The organism is Martinezella rhizogenes, from assembly GCF_027460065.1.
Classification (GTDB): domain Bacteria; phylum Pseudomonadota; class Alphaproteobacteria; order Rhizobiales; family Rhizobiaceae; genus Agrobacterium; species Agrobacterium rhizogenes_C.
This window is the reverse complement of the sequence record NZ_JAPYZZ010000001.1, coordinates 252,510-269,824: the sequence shown is the minus strand read 5'-3', so window position 1 is coordinate 269,824 and position 17,315 is coordinate 252,510. Positions and strand designations below refer to the sequence as shown.

General features: G+C 58.1%; 20 protein-coding genes and 1 tRNA gene. 4 read left to right on the top strand and 17 right to left on the bottom strand.

All coding sequences use genetic code 11. The features are described from left to right. Positions 1 to 230: 230 nt before the first annotated feature. From mscL to galE, 3 genes are all read left to right on the top strand, one after another. The gene (mscL, locus tag O8B93_RS01315; protein ID WP_269708036.1) at positions 231 to 659 is read left to right on the top strand and encodes a large conductance mechanosensitive channel protein MscL; all 429 of its coding nucleotides are present in this window, start codon (positions 231 to 233) and stop codon (positions 657 to 659) included. A gap of 132 nt (positions 660 to 791) precedes the next feature. Continuing rightward, positions 792 to 1,958 (top strand): pyridoxal phosphate-dependent aminotransferase, encoded by a 1,167-nt coding sequence (locus O8B93_RS01310; RefSeq protein WP_269708035.1) that lies wholly within the window; start codon positions 792 to 794, stop codon positions 1,956 to 1,958. Positions 1,959 to 2,288: 330 nt separating this feature from the next. Then, positions 2,289 to 3,320 (top strand): UDP-glucose 4-epimerase GalE, encoded by a 1,032-nt coding sequence (galE, locus tag O8B93_RS01305; protein ID WP_269708034.1) that lies wholly within the window; start codon positions 2,289 to 2,291, stop codon positions 3,318 to 3,320. Between the two features lie 12 nt (positions 3,321 to 3,332). Here the strand turns inward: galE and O8B93_RS01300 are convergent, their stop codons facing one another. From O8B93_RS01300 to O8B93_RS01245, 12 genes are all read right to left on the bottom strand, one after another. Next, entirely contained in the window at positions 3,333 to 4,169 is an 837-nt protein-coding gene (locus O8B93_RS01300; RefSeq protein ID WP_269708033.1) for a DUF6030 family protein, read from the bottom strand. Between the two features lie 147 nt (positions 4,170 to 4,316). Beyond that, positions 4,317 to 4,541 carry a DNA gyrase inhibitor YacG gene (yacG, locus tag O8B93_RS01295; RefSeq protein WP_269708032.1) on the bottom strand — a complete coding sequence of 75 codons (225 nt, stop codon included), beginning with the start codon at positions 4,539 to 4,541 and terminating at the stop codon, positions 4,317 to 4,319. 5 nt (positions 4,542 to 4,546) lie between these two features. After that, on the bottom strand, positions 4,547 to 5,170 hold the full coding sequence (locus O8B93_RS01290; protein ID WP_269708031.1) for a Maf-like protein: 624 nt from the start codon (positions 5,168 to 5,170) through the stop codon (positions 4,547 to 4,549). A gap of 33 nt (positions 5,171 to 5,203) precedes the next feature. Beyond that, positions 5,204 to 5,422, bottom strand: a complete 219-nt coding sequence (gene infA / locus O8B93_RS01285) for a translation initiation factor IF-1 (RefSeq protein ID WP_004432473.1) — start codon at positions 5,420 to 5,422, stop codon at positions 5,204 to 5,206. A 144-nt stretch (positions 5,423 to 5,566) separates the two neighbouring features. Continuing rightward, positions 5,567 to 6,055, bottom strand: a complete 489-nt coding sequence (locus tag O8B93_RS01280) for an arsenate-mycothiol transferase ArsC (protein WP_269708030.1) — start codon at positions 6,053 to 6,055, stop codon at positions 5,567 to 5,569. Between the two features lie 2 nt (positions 6,056 to 6,057). After that, entirely contained in the window at positions 6,058 to 6,531 is a 474-nt protein-coding gene (locus O8B93_RS01275; protein ID WP_149744032.1) for a UPF0262 family protein, read from the bottom strand. Positions 6,532 to 6,534: 3 nt separating this feature from the next. Continuing rightward, positions 6,535 to 7,833 (bottom strand): histidinol dehydrogenase, encoded by a 1,299-nt coding sequence (hisD, locus tag O8B93_RS01270; protein WP_269708029.1) that lies wholly within the window; start codon positions 7,831 to 7,833, stop codon positions 6,535 to 6,537. Between the two features lie 133 nt (positions 7,834 to 7,966). Beyond that, complete coding sequence (locus O8B93_RS01265; RefSeq protein WP_269708028.1) at positions 7,967 to 8,407, bottom strand: DUF2948 family protein; 441 nt, start codon at positions 8,405 to 8,407, stop codon at positions 7,967 to 7,969. Positions 8,408 to 8,579: 172 nt separating this feature from the next. After that, positions 8,580 to 9,134: a YbhB/YbcL family Raf kinase inhibitor-like protein gene (locus tag O8B93_RS01260; protein WP_269708026.1), complete on the bottom strand. Its 555-nt coding sequence runs from the start codon at positions 9,132 to 9,134 to the stop codon at positions 8,580 to 8,582. Between the two features lie 94 nt (positions 9,135 to 9,228). Beyond that, entirely contained in the window at positions 9,229 to 10,041 is an 813-nt protein-coding gene (locus O8B93_RS01255) for a helix-turn-helix transcriptional regulator (RefSeq protein WP_269708025.1), read from the bottom strand. A gap of 103 nt (positions 10,042 to 10,144) precedes the next feature. Beyond that, complete coding sequence (murA, locus tag O8B93_RS01250; RefSeq protein ID WP_269708024.1) at positions 10,145 to 11,437, bottom strand: UDP-N-acetylglucosamine 1-carboxyvinyltransferase; 1,293 nt, start codon at positions 11,435 to 11,437, stop codon at positions 10,145 to 10,147. A 101-nt stretch (positions 11,438 to 11,538) separates the two neighbouring features. Continuing rightward, positions 11,539 to 11,805 (bottom strand): hypothetical protein, encoded by a 267-nt coding sequence (locus O8B93_RS01245; RefSeq protein WP_269708022.1) that lies wholly within the window; start codon positions 11,803 to 11,805, stop codon positions 11,539 to 11,541. Positions 11,806 to 11,960: 155 nt separating this feature from the next. On the opposite strand from O8B93_RS01245, the gene O8B93_RS01240 reads away from it, so the two are divergent. Further along, positions 11,961 to 12,035: transfer RNA gene (locus tag O8B93_RS01240), tRNA-Thr, on the top strand. 187 nt (positions 12,036 to 12,222) lie between these two features. Here O8B93_RS01240 and O8B93_RS01235 read toward each other — a convergent pair. The 5 genes from O8B93_RS01235 to O8B93_RS01215 form a co-directional block, all read right to left on the bottom strand. Further along, entirely contained in the window at positions 12,223 to 13,164 is a 942-nt protein-coding gene (locus O8B93_RS01235) for a flagellin N-terminal helical domain-containing protein (RefSeq protein ID WP_269708021.1), read from the bottom strand. Positions 13,165 to 13,405: 241 nt separating this feature from the next. Continuing rightward, positions 13,406 to 14,371: a flagellin N-terminal helical domain-containing protein gene (locus tag O8B93_RS01230; protein WP_269708020.1), complete on the bottom strand. Its 966-nt coding sequence runs from the start codon at positions 14,369 to 14,371 to the stop codon at positions 13,406 to 13,408. A 406-nt stretch (positions 14,372 to 14,777) separates the two neighbouring features. Next, on the bottom strand, positions 14,778 to 15,698 hold the full coding sequence (locus O8B93_RS01225) for a flagellin N-terminal helical domain-containing protein (RefSeq protein ID WP_269708019.1): 921 nt from the start codon (positions 15,696 to 15,698) through the stop codon (positions 14,778 to 14,780). 372 nt (positions 15,699 to 16,070) lie between these two features. Beyond that, on the bottom strand, positions 16,071 to 16,808 hold the full coding sequence (gene fliP, locus O8B93_RS01220; RefSeq protein WP_004439940.1) for a flagellar type III secretion system pore protein FliP: 738 nt from the start codon (positions 16,806 to 16,808) through the stop codon (positions 16,071 to 16,073). Next, positions 16,805 to 17,305 (bottom strand): flagellar basal body-associated FliL family protein, encoded by a 501-nt coding sequence (locus O8B93_RS01215; protein ID WP_269708018.1) that lies wholly within the window; start codon positions 17,303 to 17,305, stop codon positions 16,805 to 16,807. Before O8B93_RS01215 ends, fliP begins: the two co-directional genes overlap by 4 nt. Positions 17,306 to 17,315: the final 10 nt, after the last annotated feature.

The window sequence follows — 17,315 nt, the reverse complement described above, 5'->3', positions numbered from 1 at the left end:
ATCTCCCCCCTTGAGGGGGAGATGCCCGGCAGGGCAGAGGGGGGGTAAGCCCCACGCACCCTCGATCTGTTGCCTATTAACAGCCTCCTGAAAGCTCACATCTAGCGTGCAAAAAAGCCAATAAATGCAATCTTGACGAATTCCAAAAGTGTAAGGAAATCTGTATGGTTGAATGCGTAGGGACAGTCACAAAGCTTCAGCTCGCGAAGCAGGAGAGAGGGACAATCTGAATGCTTAACGAATTTAAAACCTTCATTGCCCGCGGCAATGTCATGGATTTGGCCGTGGGTGTGATTATCGGCGCGGCTTTCAGCAAGATCGTCGATTCCGTCGTCAACGATCTCATCATGCCGATCGTCGGCGCAATCTTCGGCGGGTTCGACTTCTCGAATTACTTCCTGCCGCTGAGCGCAAACGTCAACGCCACCTCGCTCGCTGCCGCCCGCGAACAGGGCGCCGTCTTCGCCTACGGCAACTTTTTGACGGTTCTCATCAACTTCCTCATCCTGGCCTGGATCATTTTCCTGATGGTCAAGGGCGTCAACAAGCTTCGTGATTCTGTTGACCGCAAAAAGGTCGAAGAAAAGCCGGCAGCCGCCCCGCCGCCGGAAGACGTCAGGCTCCTCACCGAAATCCGCGATCTGCTCAAGACGCGTTGAAACTCGGACCAATCCCCGGCCGGCTCGTTCCTGCCGGGGATGATCCATAAAGAAAATCCATGATCGTCTCACGGAATATCATGCACATGGCTGATCCGATGCGATAAGAAGGCACCAAACGGAGTGTCTTTAATGTCCATTTTAAACAGTCTGAGTGCGCGCTCTCTGGCAGCTCCCGAGAGCGGCATTGTCGAAGTCGTGAATTATGCCCGGGGGCGGGACAATCTCCTGCCGCTCTGGGTTGGTGAAGGCGATCTGCCGAGCCCCGACTTCATCAATCAGGCCGCCATCGATGGACTGAACAATGGCGAAACCTTCTATACCTGGCAGCGCGGCATACCAGAACTGCGGCAGGCGCTGAGCCGTTATTACGAGCGGCATTTCGCGGCATCATTGCCGCCGGAGCATTTTTACGCCACCGGTTCCGGCATGCAGGCGATCGTGCTTGCCGTACAGGCGCTGACCTCACCGGGCGACGAGATGGTGTATCTCTCGCCCACCTGGCCCAATATCGTCGCTGCTATCGGCGTTGCTGGCGCAAAGGCGGTTCCGGTCGGCATCGATTTCCGCGATGGCCGCTGGGATCTCGATATCAACAGGCTGGAAAGTGCAATCACCGGCAAGACGAAGGCGCTTTTCATCAACACGCCTTCCAACCCTACCGGATGGACGGCAACACGCGACAATCTCCGTGACGTTCTGGCGCTCGCCCGCAAACACGATCTGTGGATCGTCGCCGACGAAATCTATGCGCTTTATCACTATGCAGGCAGTCGCGCGCCGTCCTTCCTCGACGTGATGGAGCCGGACGACAAGATCGTCTTTGCCAACTCCTTCTCGAAGAACTGGTCGATGACCGGCTGGCGCGTCGGCTGGCTCGTTGCTCCGCCGGCCATCGGTCAGGTGATCGAAAACCTCATTCAATATTCCACATCAGGCGTGGCGCAGTTCATGCAGCGCGGTGCCGTTGCCGCCCTTGATCACGGTGATGGTTTCGTCCGCGAGAATTACGAACGCGCTTTGACCTCCCGCGACATTCTCTGCGACGCGCTGATCGCCACTAACCGTGTGGAAACCCTGAAACCGGACGGCGCGCTTTATGCTTTCCTCAAGATTGACGGCGTCACGGACAGTCGCGCCACGGCGCTCGATATCGTGGACAAGACCGGCGTCGGCCTTGCGCCCGGCACGGCCTTCGGCCCGGGCGGAGAGCTGTTCCTGCGCGCCTGCTTCCTGCGCAACCCCAGGCAGATAGAAGATGCGGCCGATCGGCTGGCATCTTACATTCTCGGCAGGTAAGCCTCGATCTTCCCTTCAACGGTCTTCCCCTACTGGACAGGGCATCGCGCTGCGGTAGGAAGATCGGCAACAAAATCACAGTAGAGACCGGAAACTGCAACCCCACGGCGTAACCATCGACGTGGGGGATTTTCTGTGATATGCGCTTCTTGTTCCATACATGAGAACATTTTCATCTAATCACTAAAAAGAAACTCATTGCGCTAACCAATCGTAAGCCACCTTTTTAATGGGGTGGGCGCTCGGTTGTGTATTCGCTGTGCAAGTAATCAATGATGAAGAATTATTGGCTTTGATAGGCTCAAGAAAAGCAAACAGGGAAGTATTGTCATGGCTGTTCTGGTCACGGGTGGGGCCGGTTATATAGGAAGCCACATGGTGTGGGCTTTGCTCGATGCCGGGGAAGAGGTCGTTGTCGTCGACCGGCTTTCCACGGGGTCGCGCTGGGCCGTCGCGCCGGCGGCGCGTTTTTATCTGGGCGATGTGGCGGACCGTGCCTTGCTCGATCAGGTTTTCGAAGAAAACCACATCGAGACCATCTTCCACTTCGCCGGGTCCGTCAGCGTTCCCGAGTCGATCAGCCAGCCGCTCGAATATTACGAAAACAATACCGGCACGACCCGCGCCCTTGTTGCAGCGGCGGTTCGCAACGGCATCCGTAATTTCATCTTCTCCTCGACAGCCGCCGTCTATGGAAACCAGCCCTTTGACGGTCCCGTTCCTGAAACGGCGGTCCTGAGCCCGGAAAACCCCTACGGCCTGTCGAAACTCGCTTCCGAGATCATGCTACGTGATGTCGTGCAGGCGCATGATTTCAACTATGTAGCGCTGCGTTATTTCAACGTTGCCGGAGCCGACCCGCAGGGCCGTGCCGGGCCTTCGCCGACCGGCGTTGCAAACCTCATCAAGGTCGCATGCGAAGCCGCGACCGGCCGCCGCGACCGGGTGGAGGTTTATGGCACGGATTACCCGACCGCCGATGGAACCGGCGTTCGTGATTATATTCACGTCAGCGATCTGATCGATGCGCATATGCTGGCCATGGCGCATCTACGTGCCGGCGGCGGTACACGGACCCTGAACTGCGGTTATGGTGTCGGTTATTCGGTTCTGGACGTCCTGCAGGCCGTACAGCGGGAATCCGCATGTGAATTCCCGATCATTCATTGCCCGCGCCGTCCGGGCGACATTGCGGCCATGGTGGCGGATTCGTCGCGCATCCAGTCGGAACTGGGCTGGCGCCCTCGCTTCAACGATCTGACGACCATCGTTCGCACCGCGCTTCAATGGGAAGCCAAGCGTCAGGCCCAGCAAAGCGGCAGAATACCGCCGATGCGGCGCAAGCTGGCAGCGATAGGCTGAGCCACCTTTACCTCACGGGGCGTGGCTTTTCATGACGGAAAGATGGGGTATCGGCCGATCCGAAAGGACGGCCGGGCGAAGCCAACGGTCCGTGTCAAAAAACGCGCGTGTCAGCTTGACCCCCGGCGGTTCCTCGCTCGCCAGCAAAATCACGTTCAGGCGATGCGGTGCGGTTGGTTCCGGTTTTATGGAAACTGAAATACCGAAGTGCTGCGCCTGATAAGGCTGCATCCTGCGGGCCGGTTCAAGCATGCCGGCTAGGTCGGCCCAGTGTGTTTGCGCGATGACCAAGGTGAGCATTTCCTCAAGCTTCGTCAAAATGGCGGTGCCGTCAGGTGTCTCTGGCGCAACAGCCTTCATCCTGATGGAGCGGATGTCGCCGGAAGCCCCGCCCCTGATTTCAAGGAAGAGCGATGCGGGCTGCGCCGGGTCTTCGGCTTTTCCTGCCGTAAAGTCTGCCATGCATTCGAAGTTGCGGATGTTGACCGGGCTGACGTGCCAGCCCTGCGGAGTGGAAAAACCGGCGGTGGTGAAGCGCTCGCAAAGGTCCCTGCCGGAAAGAACGAAGTCCCGTGCGAAGGATGCCCTATCGCCCGACGATTCGAATTTCAGCAGGTGCGGTGGCAGGTAAACCGTTCTGGCGGCAAGCTTCTGTCGCTTGACGGGCTTCATCTTCGGCGGCGGTTCGGCAAAGCGTGTGGCGGGCGCCAGATTGAGATAGGTCAGCAAGCTCTTGAGATGCTTCTTATCATTGGCAAGCAGCACCGTCGCCCCTATGGCAAAACAGACGGCCAGCACCGCAAACAGCAGCGCGCCAGAACTCACTCTCTTCTGCGAGCCTGCGTCCATCGCAAGACCTTAAGGGGCTGGGAGAAAGACCTCAGCCGGTTCTGATATGGCTTTTCGGGCTGTGGGCAGCCGGTGAATATAAGGTGTGAGCGAAGGCTCTGAAAATTTTTTGCAATTCACCGCCGAGATTTCCGGCAGTGCAGGTCTTTATTCGGAGTTGTTTTTACCGCCGTCCTGTCCACCGGCGCTACTTTCGTCGTCCGCAACGGGAATGGCGTAGGAGCCGTTCAGCCAACGGGCGAGATCGAGCGAGCGGCAGCGATCCGAACAGAAAGGATAGTTTTCCCGCGTCGACGGCCGGCGGCATTCCGGGCAGGGCTGGGTTTTGCGAAGCGGCGTGACCTTTCCGGCGCCTTCGGGAGAATTTGTCATGGGGTCTATCCTTCGAGCCAGCCCGAGGTCACCTCGAACCCTTCACCGGACAAGAGCGACATGGTCTCATAAAGCGGCAATCCCACGACATTGGTGTAGGAACCGGTCAGCTTCTGCACGAATGCACCGGCAATACCCTGAATGCCATAGGCTCCCGCCTTGCCGCGCCATTGGCCCGACGCGATGTAGGCGTCGATCTCGCGCGTGGAGAGGCGCTTGAAACGCACCTTGGTCTCAGCCACCTTCTGGCGGGTTTTTCCGTCGGGCGTCACGAGGCAGATGCCGGTATAGACCCAATGGCTGCGCCCCGAGAGAAGGTGCAGCGCCGCAGAGGCCTCTTCCGTATATTCTGCCTTGCCGACGATGCGGCGACCAACGGCGACCACCGTATCGGAGCCCAGAACATAGGCGTCTTTCCACGCCTGCTCGTTTTTCAGCGTCGCCTGCGCGGCTTCTGCCTTCTGCTGCGACAGGCGACGGCAGAGCGTACGCGGATGCTCAAGCTTTGCGGGTGTCTCGTCAATATCCATCGGCATCAGACGTGCCGGTTCGATACCGATCTGATGCAGCAACTCCAGACGCCGCGGCGAACCGGATGCCAGAACGAGCTTTTGTTTTGAATTGGTCATTGCGCGGCCCGGGCGTCCGATGCGAAAGGTGGATTACTTGAAGCGGTAGGTGATGCGGCCCTTGGTCAGGTCGTAAGGCGTCATTTCGACCAGCACCTTGTCGCCCGCCAGAACGCGGATACGGTTCTTGCGCATGCGGCCCGCCGTGTGGGCGATGATCTCGTGTTCGTTCTCAAGCTTCACGCGGAACGTTGCGTTCGGCAGCAATTCGGTTACGATGCCCGGGAATTCAAGGACTTCTTCTTTTGTCATGTAAGGGTTTTCTTCCTGTTGATAGTGCCGGACGTGTCCTGTCCGGGAAAATTGCGCGGAAACTACACAATCCCGGCACATTTGTGAACCTCTAAAGCATCAGCTTGAAAATCAGTACCGATTTTCGCGAGGCGGGGGCTATTTTCACTCTTTTGAAAGCGTATCCGCCACCGGTTGCTGCCGTCCCGGCAGGCGTTCCGAGATCAGCTTCGCCAGATGGTCTCGCACGTCGCGATAGGCGTCGAGGATTTGCTCGCGCGTGCCCGTTATCACCGTCGGATCCATGGTCGGCCAATAGACCACGTGGAGTGAATTCGAGCGCGTCAATTCCAGTGCGGCGTGATGGGCTTCGGGTGTTAATGTAATGATCAGATCGAAAAAATCATCCTCGATCTCGTCAAGAGTGCGCGGTTTATGCTTGCCGAGCGAAAATCCCTGCTCTTCCAGTACCGCATCCACGAAGGGATCGCGTTCGCCCGCACGCACGCCGGCCGACTGGATATAGATGCCGGGCGCCACCAGCCGTTTGGCGATGACCTCCGCCATCGGGGAGCGGATGGAATTCATGCCGCACATGAAGAGGACCGATTTGGGCGCTCGTCCCTCGTTTGGCACTGCGGCAGGATCGCTCATCTCTAACCCCGCCAATATAATACGCAGACAAGGGTGAAGAGGCGGCGCGCCGTATCGAAATCCACTTTTATCTTGCCGGACAGCCGATCCATCAGGGTCTGTGAACCGTCATTGTGGATACCCCGCCGGCCCATGTCGATCGCTTCGATCTGGCTTGGCGTCGAGGAGCGGATCGCCTCGTAATAGCTTTCGCAGATCAGGAAATAGTCCTTGATGATGCGGCGGAACGGCGTCAGCGACAGGATATGCGTCGAAACATCCTTGTCGTCCTCGGTCTTGATCGCGAAGACCAGCTTGGCATCGACGAGCGATATATGCAGCCGGTACGGCCCGCCCTCATGCCCGGCAGGCTCAAAGGTGTTTTCTTCGATCAGGTCGAAAATGGCGACGGCGCGTTCATGCTCCACATCAGGCGTGGACCGGCCGATGCTGTCGTCCAGTACCACGTCGCAGAGCCGGAAATCGCCTGAAGCCATCGCTTAACTTTCCGGGTTGAGACGAATGGAGACCGAGCGCGCATGCGCGTCCAGCCCTTCAGAATGGGCAAGGGTGATCGCCGCCGGCGCAAGCTGGCGCAACTGCTCGGGCCCAAGCCGCAGGATCGAGGTGCGCTTGACGAAATCCAGCACGGAAAGGCCGGAGGAGAAGCGCGCCGAGCGCGCCGTCGGCAGAACGTGGTTGGAACCGCCGACATAATCACCGATCACTTCCGGGGTGTGGCGCCCGACGAAAATCGCCCCGGCATTGCGGATGTGGGCCATCAGCGCATCCGGGTCGTCGACGGCAAGCTCCAGATGCTCGGCCGCAATGCGGTTGGCAAGCGGAATGGCATCGTCGAGTTTTTCGACCAGAATGATCGCGCCGAAATCCGCCCAGCTCGCCGTCGCCGTCTCGGCGCGCGACAGGCGCTTCAGCTGCCGCTCGACGGCGGCTTCCACCGCCTTGCCGAGGTCGGCATTGTCGGTGATGAGAATGGATTGGGCACCGCGATCATGCTCCGCCTGCGCCAGAAGATCGGCAGCCAGCCAGTCAGGGTCGTTATCCTTGTCGGCGATGACAAGCACCTCGGAAGGCCCGGCGATCATGTCGATGCCGACGGTGCCGAAGACCTGCCGCTTGGCGGCCGCCACATAGGCATTGCCGGGGCCAACGATCTTGGCGACCGGCGCGATTGTTTCCGTCCCGTAGGCAAGCGCGGCGACGGCCTGCGCGCCGCCGATGCGATAGATTTCCTCCACACCGGCAATACGCGCGGCGGCAAGAACGGCGGGATTTATCACGCCTCCATTGGCGGGTACGACCATGACGATGCGCTCCACGCCGGCAACCTTGGCCGGCACGGCGTTCATCAGCACGGAGCTCGGATAGCTCGCGGTGCCGCCTGGCACATAAAGGCCGACAGCCTCGATGGCCGTCCAGCGCGAGCCGAGCCCCACGCCGATATCGTCCTCATAGATGTCATCCTTCGGCATCTGCCGCGCATGGTGTTTTTCGATACGCCGGGCCGCGAGTTCGAGCGCTTCAATGACGTTTCTGTCGACCGCAGAGAATGCGGCGTCGATTTCATCCGCCGTCACCCGCATCGAAACCTTGGTAAAATCGATGCCGTCGAATTTCTGGGAATAATGGGCAAGGGCCGCATCGCCGCGATGGCGGACATCGTTGATGATGTCGCGAACGGTCGCGTTGACGTCTTCGGAAACTTCTCTCTTGGTTGTCAGGAAGGCAGCGAATTTCTGTTCGAAATCAGCCGATGCCCGCTCCAGCCAGATTGCCACGCCATTACCCTTTCATTGTCCCCGCGGGCGATCCCGCGAGGTGCACGAACTTGCCGTGCAATAATCACGGCTCTGGTAAGTGGCATAAATCGAAACGGCAAGGAAAGGCAACCGTTGCGAAGGCTCGCGACGTTTATTCGCTGTCGGGATGATGCGGTTTGGCGGCGGTTTCCCAGGCGCCGCTCACATCGGTCAGCTGCGCCTCGATGCATTCGACATCAAGCGCGATGGTGCCGCCACCCGAAAGCGCCAGTTCCACAAGGCCATCAGGGCCTTCGCCGTTCGGGGTGAAGCGTATCGCCAGAAGTGAAAGCACCTGCTCCCTGTCGGCCAAGTTGATGGATTGAGAGCGCACGCCGGACACGCGCTTCAGGAAAACAACTGTGCGGCAGCGCTCTGGCGGCAGGTTCTTTTTGGTGGTGCTTTCCCAAACGAAACGGTTGGCGGACAGCGTGAACTGCCCGTGCTTCGGCTCGAAGGCAACATCCTTCAGCTTGAAGACGCTGTCCTGCATATGTGTTGAAATGATCGAGAGATCTTCAGTATCCAGCGCCAGCAATTTCAGGCCGCTCATCGGTTTTTCCTTTTCTTTGGGCCACGGGCCGCAATGTCTATTTCTTGTACTGGAAATAGGCAGTCGCGGCCCGCTCTGCAACAGGTGGAAAATCGATGAGCGGCGGTTAAGGCGCGCAGGCGACGCAGCGAACGGGAGTTTCGCCCTCAGGGCTTACAATTTCATCCCGATATTACCTGTTATAGACGGCGGTAAGGCGCGCCTGGCTGATCGTATTGGCGCGGACCATGAAGCCGGCGAGGGCGTTGCTTGCGCCTTCGGGTAATTCAAGCTTTTCGACGCCAAGCGCATAGACGGTAAAGATGTATCGATGCACTTCGCCGGGGGGCGGGCAGGCGCCGCCAAATCCTGCGACGCCATAGTCGTTCTTCAGTTCCAGCGACCCTTTCGGCATGGCGTTGTTTCCGCTCGCGCTAGCGTCAAGCTGCGTGACGTCGGCCGGAATATTCACGACATTCCAATGCCACCAGCCTGAACCGGTCGGTGCATCGGGATCATAGGCGGTGATGGCGAAGCTCTTGGCTTCCTTCGGTGCGCCGGACCACGCCAATTGTGGGGAGAGATTACCGCCGTCACAACCAAAGCCTTTGAAGACCTGAGCGGCCGCAAGTTGATGTCCCTCCGAAACGGAGGAGCTGGACAAGCGGAAATCGTCCGCAAGCGCGGGTGCCGATATTGCGGCCGCAATGGTCAAACCGGTGAGAAATAGCTTTTGAAGCCTGGACATATTGTTTCCTTCAGGGAGGTTGAGAACACCTGAAGAATATTGCCTGCAAACGGCACGCGCTTCCGGCAGAGATGCAACGACTATCGAAAAACGATCAATCGCCGGCCGATCTTATCGCCTTCGGTTTGATCCCGAATCGTTTTTTGAAAGAATCAGAAAAATGCGATGGCGTTTTGAAGCCACATTCCAGCGCGATCTGCGAGATGGGAGTGTCAGTGCTCTGCAGCAAGGCAAGACCTTTCTCCAGCCGGGTATTTTGTAAGATCCGCGAGAAACCCAGACCTGATCTGGCAAGAGAGCGGCGAAACGTTGCCTCGCTCATCGCAAAGCTCCTGGCGACATCCGACACGCGCCAGTCACGGCCCGGGTCGCTTTCGATCAAGCGCCGTAATTTGCTCGAAGGTTGTTCATCCGGCCTCGCCGAGAGATGGATTCCCTGATGTTGCAGCCAGATCAGGGGCTCCCGCAGCCGGTGCCTGCGTATGGGCGGGGGAAGGCTGCTGTCATGGAGGGTATCGTGAATACGTTCCAGAATATCCGCTGTATTCGCGAGTGTCCGGATGATCTGTATGCCCGGCTGATGCCGTTGATCCGTGAAGACCGAATTGATCAGGTCATGGCTGAAATACACACCATCTGCCCGGTAATGTGCATGCAGCAATGGCCGGTTCTCCAGAGTTACCAGAGACCCCGGAGGAAAAACCAGCAAATCCCCTTCTTTGGCCACCAGCTCGCCATTGACGGGGCAAATGACTCTTTTTGAGCCTGTGTGGACAAAGCAGAGAAAGGTCAGGCTGATGAAAAGATCGGAGAATGTCGCGGCCGTCGCCTGTGTAATTGACAGGATGGAGACATCGTGCGCGTCTGGCGGCGCGTTTTCGATTTGCAGGGCGGCAAATGGTTTCACGAAGAATTCTCCCTTCGCCGCCTCGCGTCGATTATCATGAACCCCATCCGACTATGCTGACAACCGGGTGGCGTTTTTCAACCATTAGTCCACAGGCTTACTATCAATCGCTGACGCGTTCGACCAGAGCACCACAGCGGGTGAGCTTTTCTTCGAGGCGCTCGAAACCGCGGTCGAGGTGATAGACGCGCGAAACCATGGTCTCGCCTTCTGCCACGAGGCCCGCAATGACCAGCGACACGGAAGCGCGCAGATCGGTCGCCATGACCGGTGCACCCTTCAGGCGGGAAACGCCTTCGATGCGGGCCATCTGGCCGGAGAGCGAAATCTTGGCGCCCAAACGGGCCAGTTCCTGCACATGCATGAAGCGGTTTTCGAAGATGGTCTCGGTGATATGCGAGACGCCCTGCGAACGGGTCATCAGCGCCATGAACTGCGCCTGCAGATCGGTCGGGAAGCCGGGGAAGGGCTCGGTGACTATATCGACCGGCTGAATGCCGTTGCCGTTGCGCACGACGCGCAGGCCGGTCTCGGTGTCACTGATCGTGACCCCTGCCAGCCGCAGCGTGTCGAGCGCATTATCGAGCAGCGATGCGCGCGTGCCTTCCAGCACCACGTCACCGCCTGCCATGGCGACTGCCATGGCATAGGTGCCGGTTTCGATACGATCGGGAAGAACCCGGTGGCGCGCGCCGGAAAGCGAAGTCACGCCCTCAATGGTGATGGTGGAGGTGCCGGCGCCTTCGATCTTCGCGCCCATGGCGATCAGGCAATGCGCGAGATCGACCACTTCCGGCTCGCGGGCAGCGTTGTGGATGACGGTGGTGCCGCGGGCAAGGCTGGCGGCCATCAGCATCACATGCGTCGCGCCAACGGACACTTTCGGGAAGGTGTAGACAGCGCCGATCAGGCCACCCTTGGGGGCGGTGGCATTGATGTAACCGCCATCGATCTCCATCGTCGCACCCAGCGCCTGCAGGCCCTCGATGAACAGGTCGACCGGGCGCGTACCGATGGCGCAGCCGCCGGGCAGGGAAACGCGGGCGCGGCCCTCACGCGCCAGAAGCGGGCCGATGACCCAGAAGCTGGCGCGCATCTTCGAAACCAGCTCATAGGGAGCCGTCGTATCGACGATGGTGCGGCAGGTGAAATGCACGGTGCGGGAATAGGCCTCGCCCTGGCTTTCGCGGCGGCCATTGACGGAAATATCGACGCCATGATTGCCGAGAATGCGGATGAGCTGCTCTACGTCAGCCAGATGCGGCACGTTTTCGAGCGTCAGCGTGTCGCTGGTCAGAAGTGATGCGATCATCAACGGCAGGGCGGCGTTTTTTGCGCCGGAGATGGGAATGATGCCGTTGAGCTTGTTGCCACCCGTAATTCTGATGCGATCCATGCGTCCCTACGGGCCTGTGCCCGCCTTTCTTATCATGCCTTCGGAAAGGCGTGTCCTTAGACGAATTTCCGCGGCGTTTCAATTTTATGCTGGTGAATTGTCTATGAGGATGATTCGTCCGTTTTTGCGGCAGGCAGGCCAATCGTCTCGTCTTCTTCGCCTGCGCGGCGCGCACGAACCTGCTGTTTGCGCTTCAGAAGATTTTCGCGAAGCTTCTTCGCCGCCCGCGCCTTGCGCTCCGCCTCGCGCTGGCGCGCCTTTTCACCGGGGCCGGCCTGCGTGTTTCCGTTTGCCGCTACGGCCGACGGTTCCGTCGAAACGTTGGCGGAAACCGCCGCCTTCGCCTGTTTGTCATGATGTTCGTTCATAGATTCAGCAATATCTGAAAAATGCGTTTTTCAACAGGGGGCACGCTTTTTTGCGCCACTGGATGAAGAATATCGTTTTGCGACTTGCGCTCGTCAAAAACCTATGGCAATAGGCCGCCACGCTTGATGCTGAAGCAGACGCTTCGGCACCGGATGCTGCTATAGCTCAGGGGTAGAGCACTCCCTTGGTAAGGGAGAGGCCGAGAGTTCAAATCTCTCTAGCAGCACCATTTTATCCCATAAAACAGATGCTTAGGTAATCGCGCACGCCGCAGCGTCGCCATCACTTCAGTCCGCACGCGTTGCGCGAGCCTCGCTAAATGGAAAACCGCGCCTCTTGCGAAGCGCGGTCTCCATATCCGAATATTCTGTTGCTGCCAGAGCGGGACGAAACCGCCCGTAGCCAACGGGCGCCGCTTACTGGCGGAATAGCGACAGGATATTTTCGGAACTGGTATTGGCGATGGAGAGCGACTGGATGCCCAGCTGCTGCTGTGTCTGAAGAGCCTTGAGCTTGGTGGATTCTTCGTTCATGTCCGCATCGACGAGACGGCCGATGCCCTTGTCGATGGAGTCGGTGAGTTTCGAGACGAAGTCTTCCTGCAGGCCGATGCGCATCTTGATCGAACCGAGAGCTGCGGATGCGCTGCTGATCGACTGAAATGCCGTTTCGACATCTGTGAGCAGGTTACCGATGGTGTAGGCCGGCGGCGTTGCAGAATTGAACAGCTTGAGATCGATATCCCATACGGAAATGCCGGAAGCCGTGCCGGGCTGGCCGATGATGCCCTTTGTTGTGTCAAGCGTTGCGGGCGAGCCTGTCAGGCCGAAAAGCACATTGGCGGTTGTTGTGCCGGCGGTGGTGTCGACAAGCGTATAGTCCGTTTTCGTAACGCTGACGGTGCCGCCGCCATCGCGGACAAAACCGGAAACGACGGTCTTTGCGCCGGTGCCCAGCAGCCAGTTTTCGCCACTGAAAGATGCACCCTGTGCAATCGATTCGAGCTGTTTTTTCAGCTGGTCGATTTCTTCCTGGATTTTCGTCTTGTCGACACCCTCTTCGGTTGCCGCGACGATTTTCGACTTGATTTCCTTGACGACTTCGACGGTGCTTTCCATCGCGGAATAAGCGACGTCAACCTTGGCCGCGCCAAGCCCCAGCGCATCCTGAACGGCGGAGAGAGCCATGTTGTCGGAACGCATGGTCGTCGCGATCGACCAGTAGGCGGCGTTATCGGATGCGGACTTGACCCGCAGACCCGAAGACACTCTGGATTGGGTTTCTTCAAGCTGTCCGCTGATGGCGCGCAACGTCTGAAGCGCCGACATGGCGGCGACATTTGTGATAATACTTGTCATAATTGCCCCTCTGAGCTGGCTAAATGGGAAGGGACATTCCGGGATCGCCGGAAACGACTGAGCGGCGTGATGCCTGTTAACCTCTTTTTCGTCTTGGTTAACGAGTCGTTTCGATGCGCTGATTTAGCCGTGATTTGGTTAATGAACTCTTAATCAAAAAATCGCGTGAATTTCGCAGGCGAGTGCACAAACAAAAACCGCGCCTTTCGGCGCGGTTGATGTTTTCGGCTGAAGCTTCCGATTAACGGAAGAGCGACAGGATGCTTTCGGAGTTGCTGTTGGCAATCGAGAGAGCCTGAACGCCGAGCTGCTGCTGGGTCTGCAGAGCCTTGAGGCGGGTGGACTCTTCGTTCATGTCAGCGTCCACGAGGCGGCCGATACCCTTTTCGACGGAGTCGGACAGCTTGGAAGCGAAGTCTTCCTGCAGGCCGATACGCATGGAGAGCGAGCCGAGCTTTGCAGCCGCGCTGGTCATTGCCTTGAGCGAGTTTTCAACCAGCGTCAGGGCTTCTGCCATGTTGGTGGCGCGGTCCGCAGCTGCATACTGGGTGATGTCAAGCGTGTAGACGGACTGGGCGGTAACGGTTGTGAACGTTCCAACCGTGCCGAGAATGCCGGTCGTGTCGGGAACGCCTGTCGCCGGGTCGACCGAGCCGAACAGTGTGTTGCCGGTTGCGGTGTTGTCGAGAGCGTATTTCGTGGTCGTGACGCTAACGGCGCCACCGGTGGAGCGAACGAAGCCGGCAACGACAGACTTGTCCGGGTCCGTGCCAGGCGTCGTTGCGCCGAGCGTCGAAGCGCCAACGAGCCAGTTTTCGCCGTAGAAGGAAGCGCCCTGGGCGATCGATGCGAGCTGCTTCTGCAGCTGGCCGATTTCTTCCTGAACCTTGGTGCGGTCGACGCCTTCTTCAGTTGCCGTGACCAGCTTTGCCTTGATTTCCTTGACGACGTCAATTGCCGAGCTCATACCGGCGGAAGCAGTGTCCACCTTTGCGGCGCCGAGGCCGAGAGCGTCGGAAACGGAGGAAAGTGCCATGTTGTCGGAGCGCATGGTGGTTGCGATCGACCAGTAAGCAGCGTTGTCAGAGGCATCGCCGACGCGAAGGCCGGAGGAAACGCGTGCCTGAGTGGATTCCATGTTCTGGCCGATAGAGCGCAGGGTCTGGAGCGCAGACATTGCTGCGACATTCGTGATAATGCTCGTCATAGTAGTGTGCCCCTTGAATGGCTGATTAAAGAAGGGACATTCCGGTTTCACCGGGAACGGCGCACAGCATCATGCCTGCTAACTGGCTGATTTTTAACGTTAGCTCGCCGTTTCGATGAGCATTAGGTAACGCGGGTTTGGTTAATGAATTGATAAGCGCAGAAAGAAATTCAGCGTGGTCAAAATTAAATATGCAACCTTCGCGCGCACGCGCGCGTATCTCCAAAAGTTTAAAAAAAAGATAAGGCCGCACCCGTTTCCGGATGCGGCCTCATTGATGCATTCAGTCCGATTCAGCCTTTCGAACCTTTATGCCTTCTATCCCGGTCTGCGTTCGGTCAGCCCCCGATTGCTTGTGGGAAGAAATGGGTCCCCCAGCCCCGAAGGGCTATGAGAAGCTCAGCTCTTAGCGGAAGAGCGACAGGATGTTCTGCGAGTCGCTGTTGGCGATCGACAGAGCCTGGATTGCCAGCTGCTGCTGCGTCTGCAGAGCCTTCAGCTTGGTGGACTCTTCGTTCATGTCGGCATCGACGAGACGGCCAACGCCCTTTTCGATGGTGTCGGACAGCTTGTCGGCGAAGTTGCTCTGCAGGTCGATACGTGCAGACAGCGAACCGAGCTTGGCGCCGGCGCTGGTCATCTTCGTCAGAGCGGTTTCAACAGAGTAGAGAGCATTGTCGAGATCGTCGGAGCTGACGTTCAGGTCGAGCACGGAGATCTGGGTGTAGGTCTTGGCGCCGACAGTGGTCGTTGCACCGGTAGCGTTCAGGATACCGGAGTTTGCGTCGATCGTGCCCGGGGTGCCTTCCGTGTAGAGCATGGAGTTGGCATCGAGTGCGTAGTCCGTGGTCTTGACGCTGACAGTGCCGCCGGAGTCACGAACAAAGCCGGAAACGACCGTCTTGGTAGCGTTGGCGCTGGAAACGAGCCAGTTTTCGCCGTTGAAGGATGCGCTCGTGCCGATCGACTTCAATTGGTCGAGAAGCTGGGAAACTTCTTCCTGAACCTTGGCCTTGTCTACGCCCTGTTCCTTGGCGGCTACGACCTTTGCCTTGATGTCGGTAACGACCTTGATGGCGGCGTCCATACCGGCAGAGGCGGTATCCACCTTGGCAGCGCCCATGCCCAGCGCGTCGGATACTGCGCCGAGAGCCTTGTTGTCGGAGCGCATGGTGGTCGCGATCGACCAGTAAGCAGCGTTGTCCGAAGCCGAGCCAACCTTCAGACCGGAAGAAATACGGTCCTGCGTGGTCGACAGATCGGAAGCGATGGAACGCAGGGTCGAGAGAGCGGCCATTGCGTTGTTGTTGGTCAGAATGCTTGCCATAATAAATGTGTCCCTTGTTTTTACGAGATACTGGAGTGGGGACATACCGGGTTGGATATTACCGGTCGCAACGTTTCGGCTTCATGCCACTCGGTTCAGAAACGCTTAGTTCCAGAAACCAAACCCGCTGCGTGTGGGAAGAATTTCGCAGCGAATAATTGCACAATTATTAATTCGAGCATCAAGAAATACTGGAAAATACTTATGGTTACTTTTTGATTTATTTAAATGGTGACTTTTTTATTGATGAATATAGTTACCGGTTTGCTAGTGAAAATGGTAAACAAAGCACCAAAAAGCGAAAACCCCGCGGCTTTCGGCGCGCGAGGTTAAAAAACAAAGTTAATCTGTATCAGCGGGAATGAATGGCCGTCAGTTGAACGATCTGACGAGGCTGCCCACAAGCAGGTTCCATCCGTCGATCAGCACGAAAAACAGGATCTTGAACGGTAGCGAAATCGAGGTGGGCGGCAGCATCATCATGCCCATCGCCATGGTGATGGTGGCGACGATCAGATCGATGACCAGGAACGGCAGGATGATGAGGAAACCGATCTCGAAACCGCGCCGGATTTCCGACAGCATGAAGGCCGGAACGAGCACACGATAGTCGACGACATTGTCGGTCATCACTTCCTGTCCGCGCTCGCGGGCGATATCGACGAACAGCTTCAGGTCCTTGTCACGCGTATTGGCGTTCATGAAGGTGCGGAAGGGCTCGGCAATGCGCTGTACGGCCTGCTGTTCGTTGATCTGGTTCTGCAGCAACGGCTGCACGCCATCGGTCCAGGCTTTGTCGAAGGTGGGCGACATGACGTAGAAGGTCATGAACATCGCCATCGACAGCAGGATCATGTTCGACGGCGTCGAGGCCAGTCCCATGCCGGATCTGAGGATCGAAAAGGCGATCACGAAGCGCGGAAAGCTCGTGACCATGATCAGGATGCCGGGCGCGACGGAAAGAACCGTCAACAGGCCAAAGGTGCGGATGATCCATGCCGCGACGGAGCCGTCTATCTGCGTGTTGAACAGATCGGACGGAAATTGCTGGGCATTGGCAAGGCCCGGCAAAGCGAGGAGGACGGCGATGGTTACAAGAAATCGAATCATTCGATGACAAAGGTCCGGAACATGACCTTGGATACGCGCCCTTGAGAGCGCAGGTCAACTCGTTCCTGAATGTCATCCTTAAGATATTGAAAGCCGCGTGGGCCTTCCAGCTGCTGAAGGGAAACGGTCCGGACATAGGCCATGATATCCTGGTGGATATCCTCCGCCAGCCCGACTTCCACCGGCCCCTTGAACATCAGCGCCACTTCCAGGCGCACCCAATTGGTCGAAGGGTAGGCGAGATTGGTGGTGATGGGATCAAGCTGGACGATGCCGTTCGCTTCGGCCGAGATTTTCTCGAGGCCTTCGCCCTTCTTCTCGCCATGGCCGCCGGCCGCAGCGGTGGCATGGGCCTCCGTTGCAGCAACCTTCGGGGCGATCATGCCACCCACGAGCCAGCCGCCGCCCGCACCGAGCAGGGTGAGGATCACAACGCCTGCGATGGTCATGACCAGAGGGGAGGATTTTTTCTTGCCCTCTGCCTGTTCGTTTTCCATGGGTCAGTCC

What these genes read in the sequence shown, in the direction of transcription:
- mscL (WP_269708036.1), top strand. Translation starts at nt 231, where the DNA reads ATGCTTAACGAATTTAAAACCTTCATTGCCCGCGGCAATGTCATGGAT.
- O8B93_RS01310 (WP_269708035.1), top strand. Translation starts at nt 792, where the DNA reads ATGTCCATTTTAAACAGTCTGAGTGCGCGCTCTCTGGCAGCTCCCGAG.
- galE (WP_269708034.1), top strand. Translation starts at nt 2,289, where the DNA reads ATGGCTGTTCTGGTCACGGGTGGGGCCGGTTATATAGGAAGCCACATG.
- O8B93_RS01300 (WP_269708033.1), bottom strand. Translation starts at nt 4,169, where the DNA reads ATGGACGCAGGCTCGCAGAAGAGAGTGAGTTCTGGCGCGCTGCTGTTT.
- yacG (WP_269708032.1), bottom strand. Translation starts at nt 4,541, where the DNA reads ATGACAAATTCTCCCGAAGGCGCCGGAAAGGTCACGCCGCTTCGCAAA.
- O8B93_RS01290 (WP_269708031.1), bottom strand. Translation starts at nt 5,170, where the DNA reads ATGACCAATTCAAAACAAAAGCTCGTTCTGGCATCCGGTTCGCCGCGG.
- infA (WP_004432473.1), bottom strand. Translation starts at nt 5,422, where the DNA reads ATGACAAAAGAAGAAGTCCTTGAATTCCCGGGCATCGTAACCGAATTG.
- O8B93_RS01280 (WP_269708030.1), bottom strand. Translation starts at nt 6,055, where the DNA reads ATGAGCGATCCTGCCGCAGTGCCAAACGAGGGACGAGCGCCCAAATCG.
- O8B93_RS01275 (WP_149744032.1), bottom strand. Translation starts at nt 6,531, where the DNA reads ATGGCTTCAGGCGATTTCCGGCTCTGCGACGTGGTACTGGACGACAGC.
- O8B93_RS01265 (WP_269708028.1), bottom strand. Translation starts at nt 8,407, where the DNA reads ATGAGCGGCCTGAAATTGCTGGCGCTGGATACTGAAGATCTCTCGATC.
- O8B93_RS01260 (WP_269708026.1), bottom strand. Translation starts at nt 9,134, where the DNA reads ATGTCCAGGCTTCAAAAGCTATTTCTCACCGGTTTGACCATTGCGGCC.
- murA (WP_269708024.1), bottom strand. Translation starts at nt 11,437, where the DNA reads ATGGATCGCATCAGAATTACGGGTGGCAACAAGCTCAACGGCATCATT.
- O8B93_RS01245 (WP_269708022.1), bottom strand. Translation starts at nt 11,805, where the DNA reads ATGAACGAACATCATGACAAACAGGCGAAGGCGGCGGTTTCCGCCAAC.
- O8B93_RS01235 (WP_269708021.1), bottom strand. Translation starts at nt 13,164, where the DNA reads ATGACAAGTATTATCACAAATGTCGCCGCCATGTCGGCGCTTCAGACG.
- O8B93_RS01230 (WP_269708020.1), bottom strand. Translation starts at nt 14,371, where the DNA reads ATGACGAGCATTATCACGAATGTCGCAGCAATGTCTGCGCTCCAGACC.
- O8B93_RS01225 (WP_269708019.1), bottom strand. Translation starts at nt 15,698, where the DNA reads ATGGCAAGCATTCTGACCAACAACAACGCAATGGCCGCTCTCTCGACC.
- fliP (WP_004439940.1), bottom strand. Translation starts at nt 16,808, where the DNA reads ATGATTCGATTTCTTGTAACCATCGCCGTCCTCCTCGCTTTGCCGGGC.
- O8B93_RS01215 (WP_269708018.1), bottom strand. Translation starts at nt 17,305, where the DNA reads ATGGAAAACGAACAGGCAGAGGGCAAGAAAAAATCCTCCCCTCTGGTC.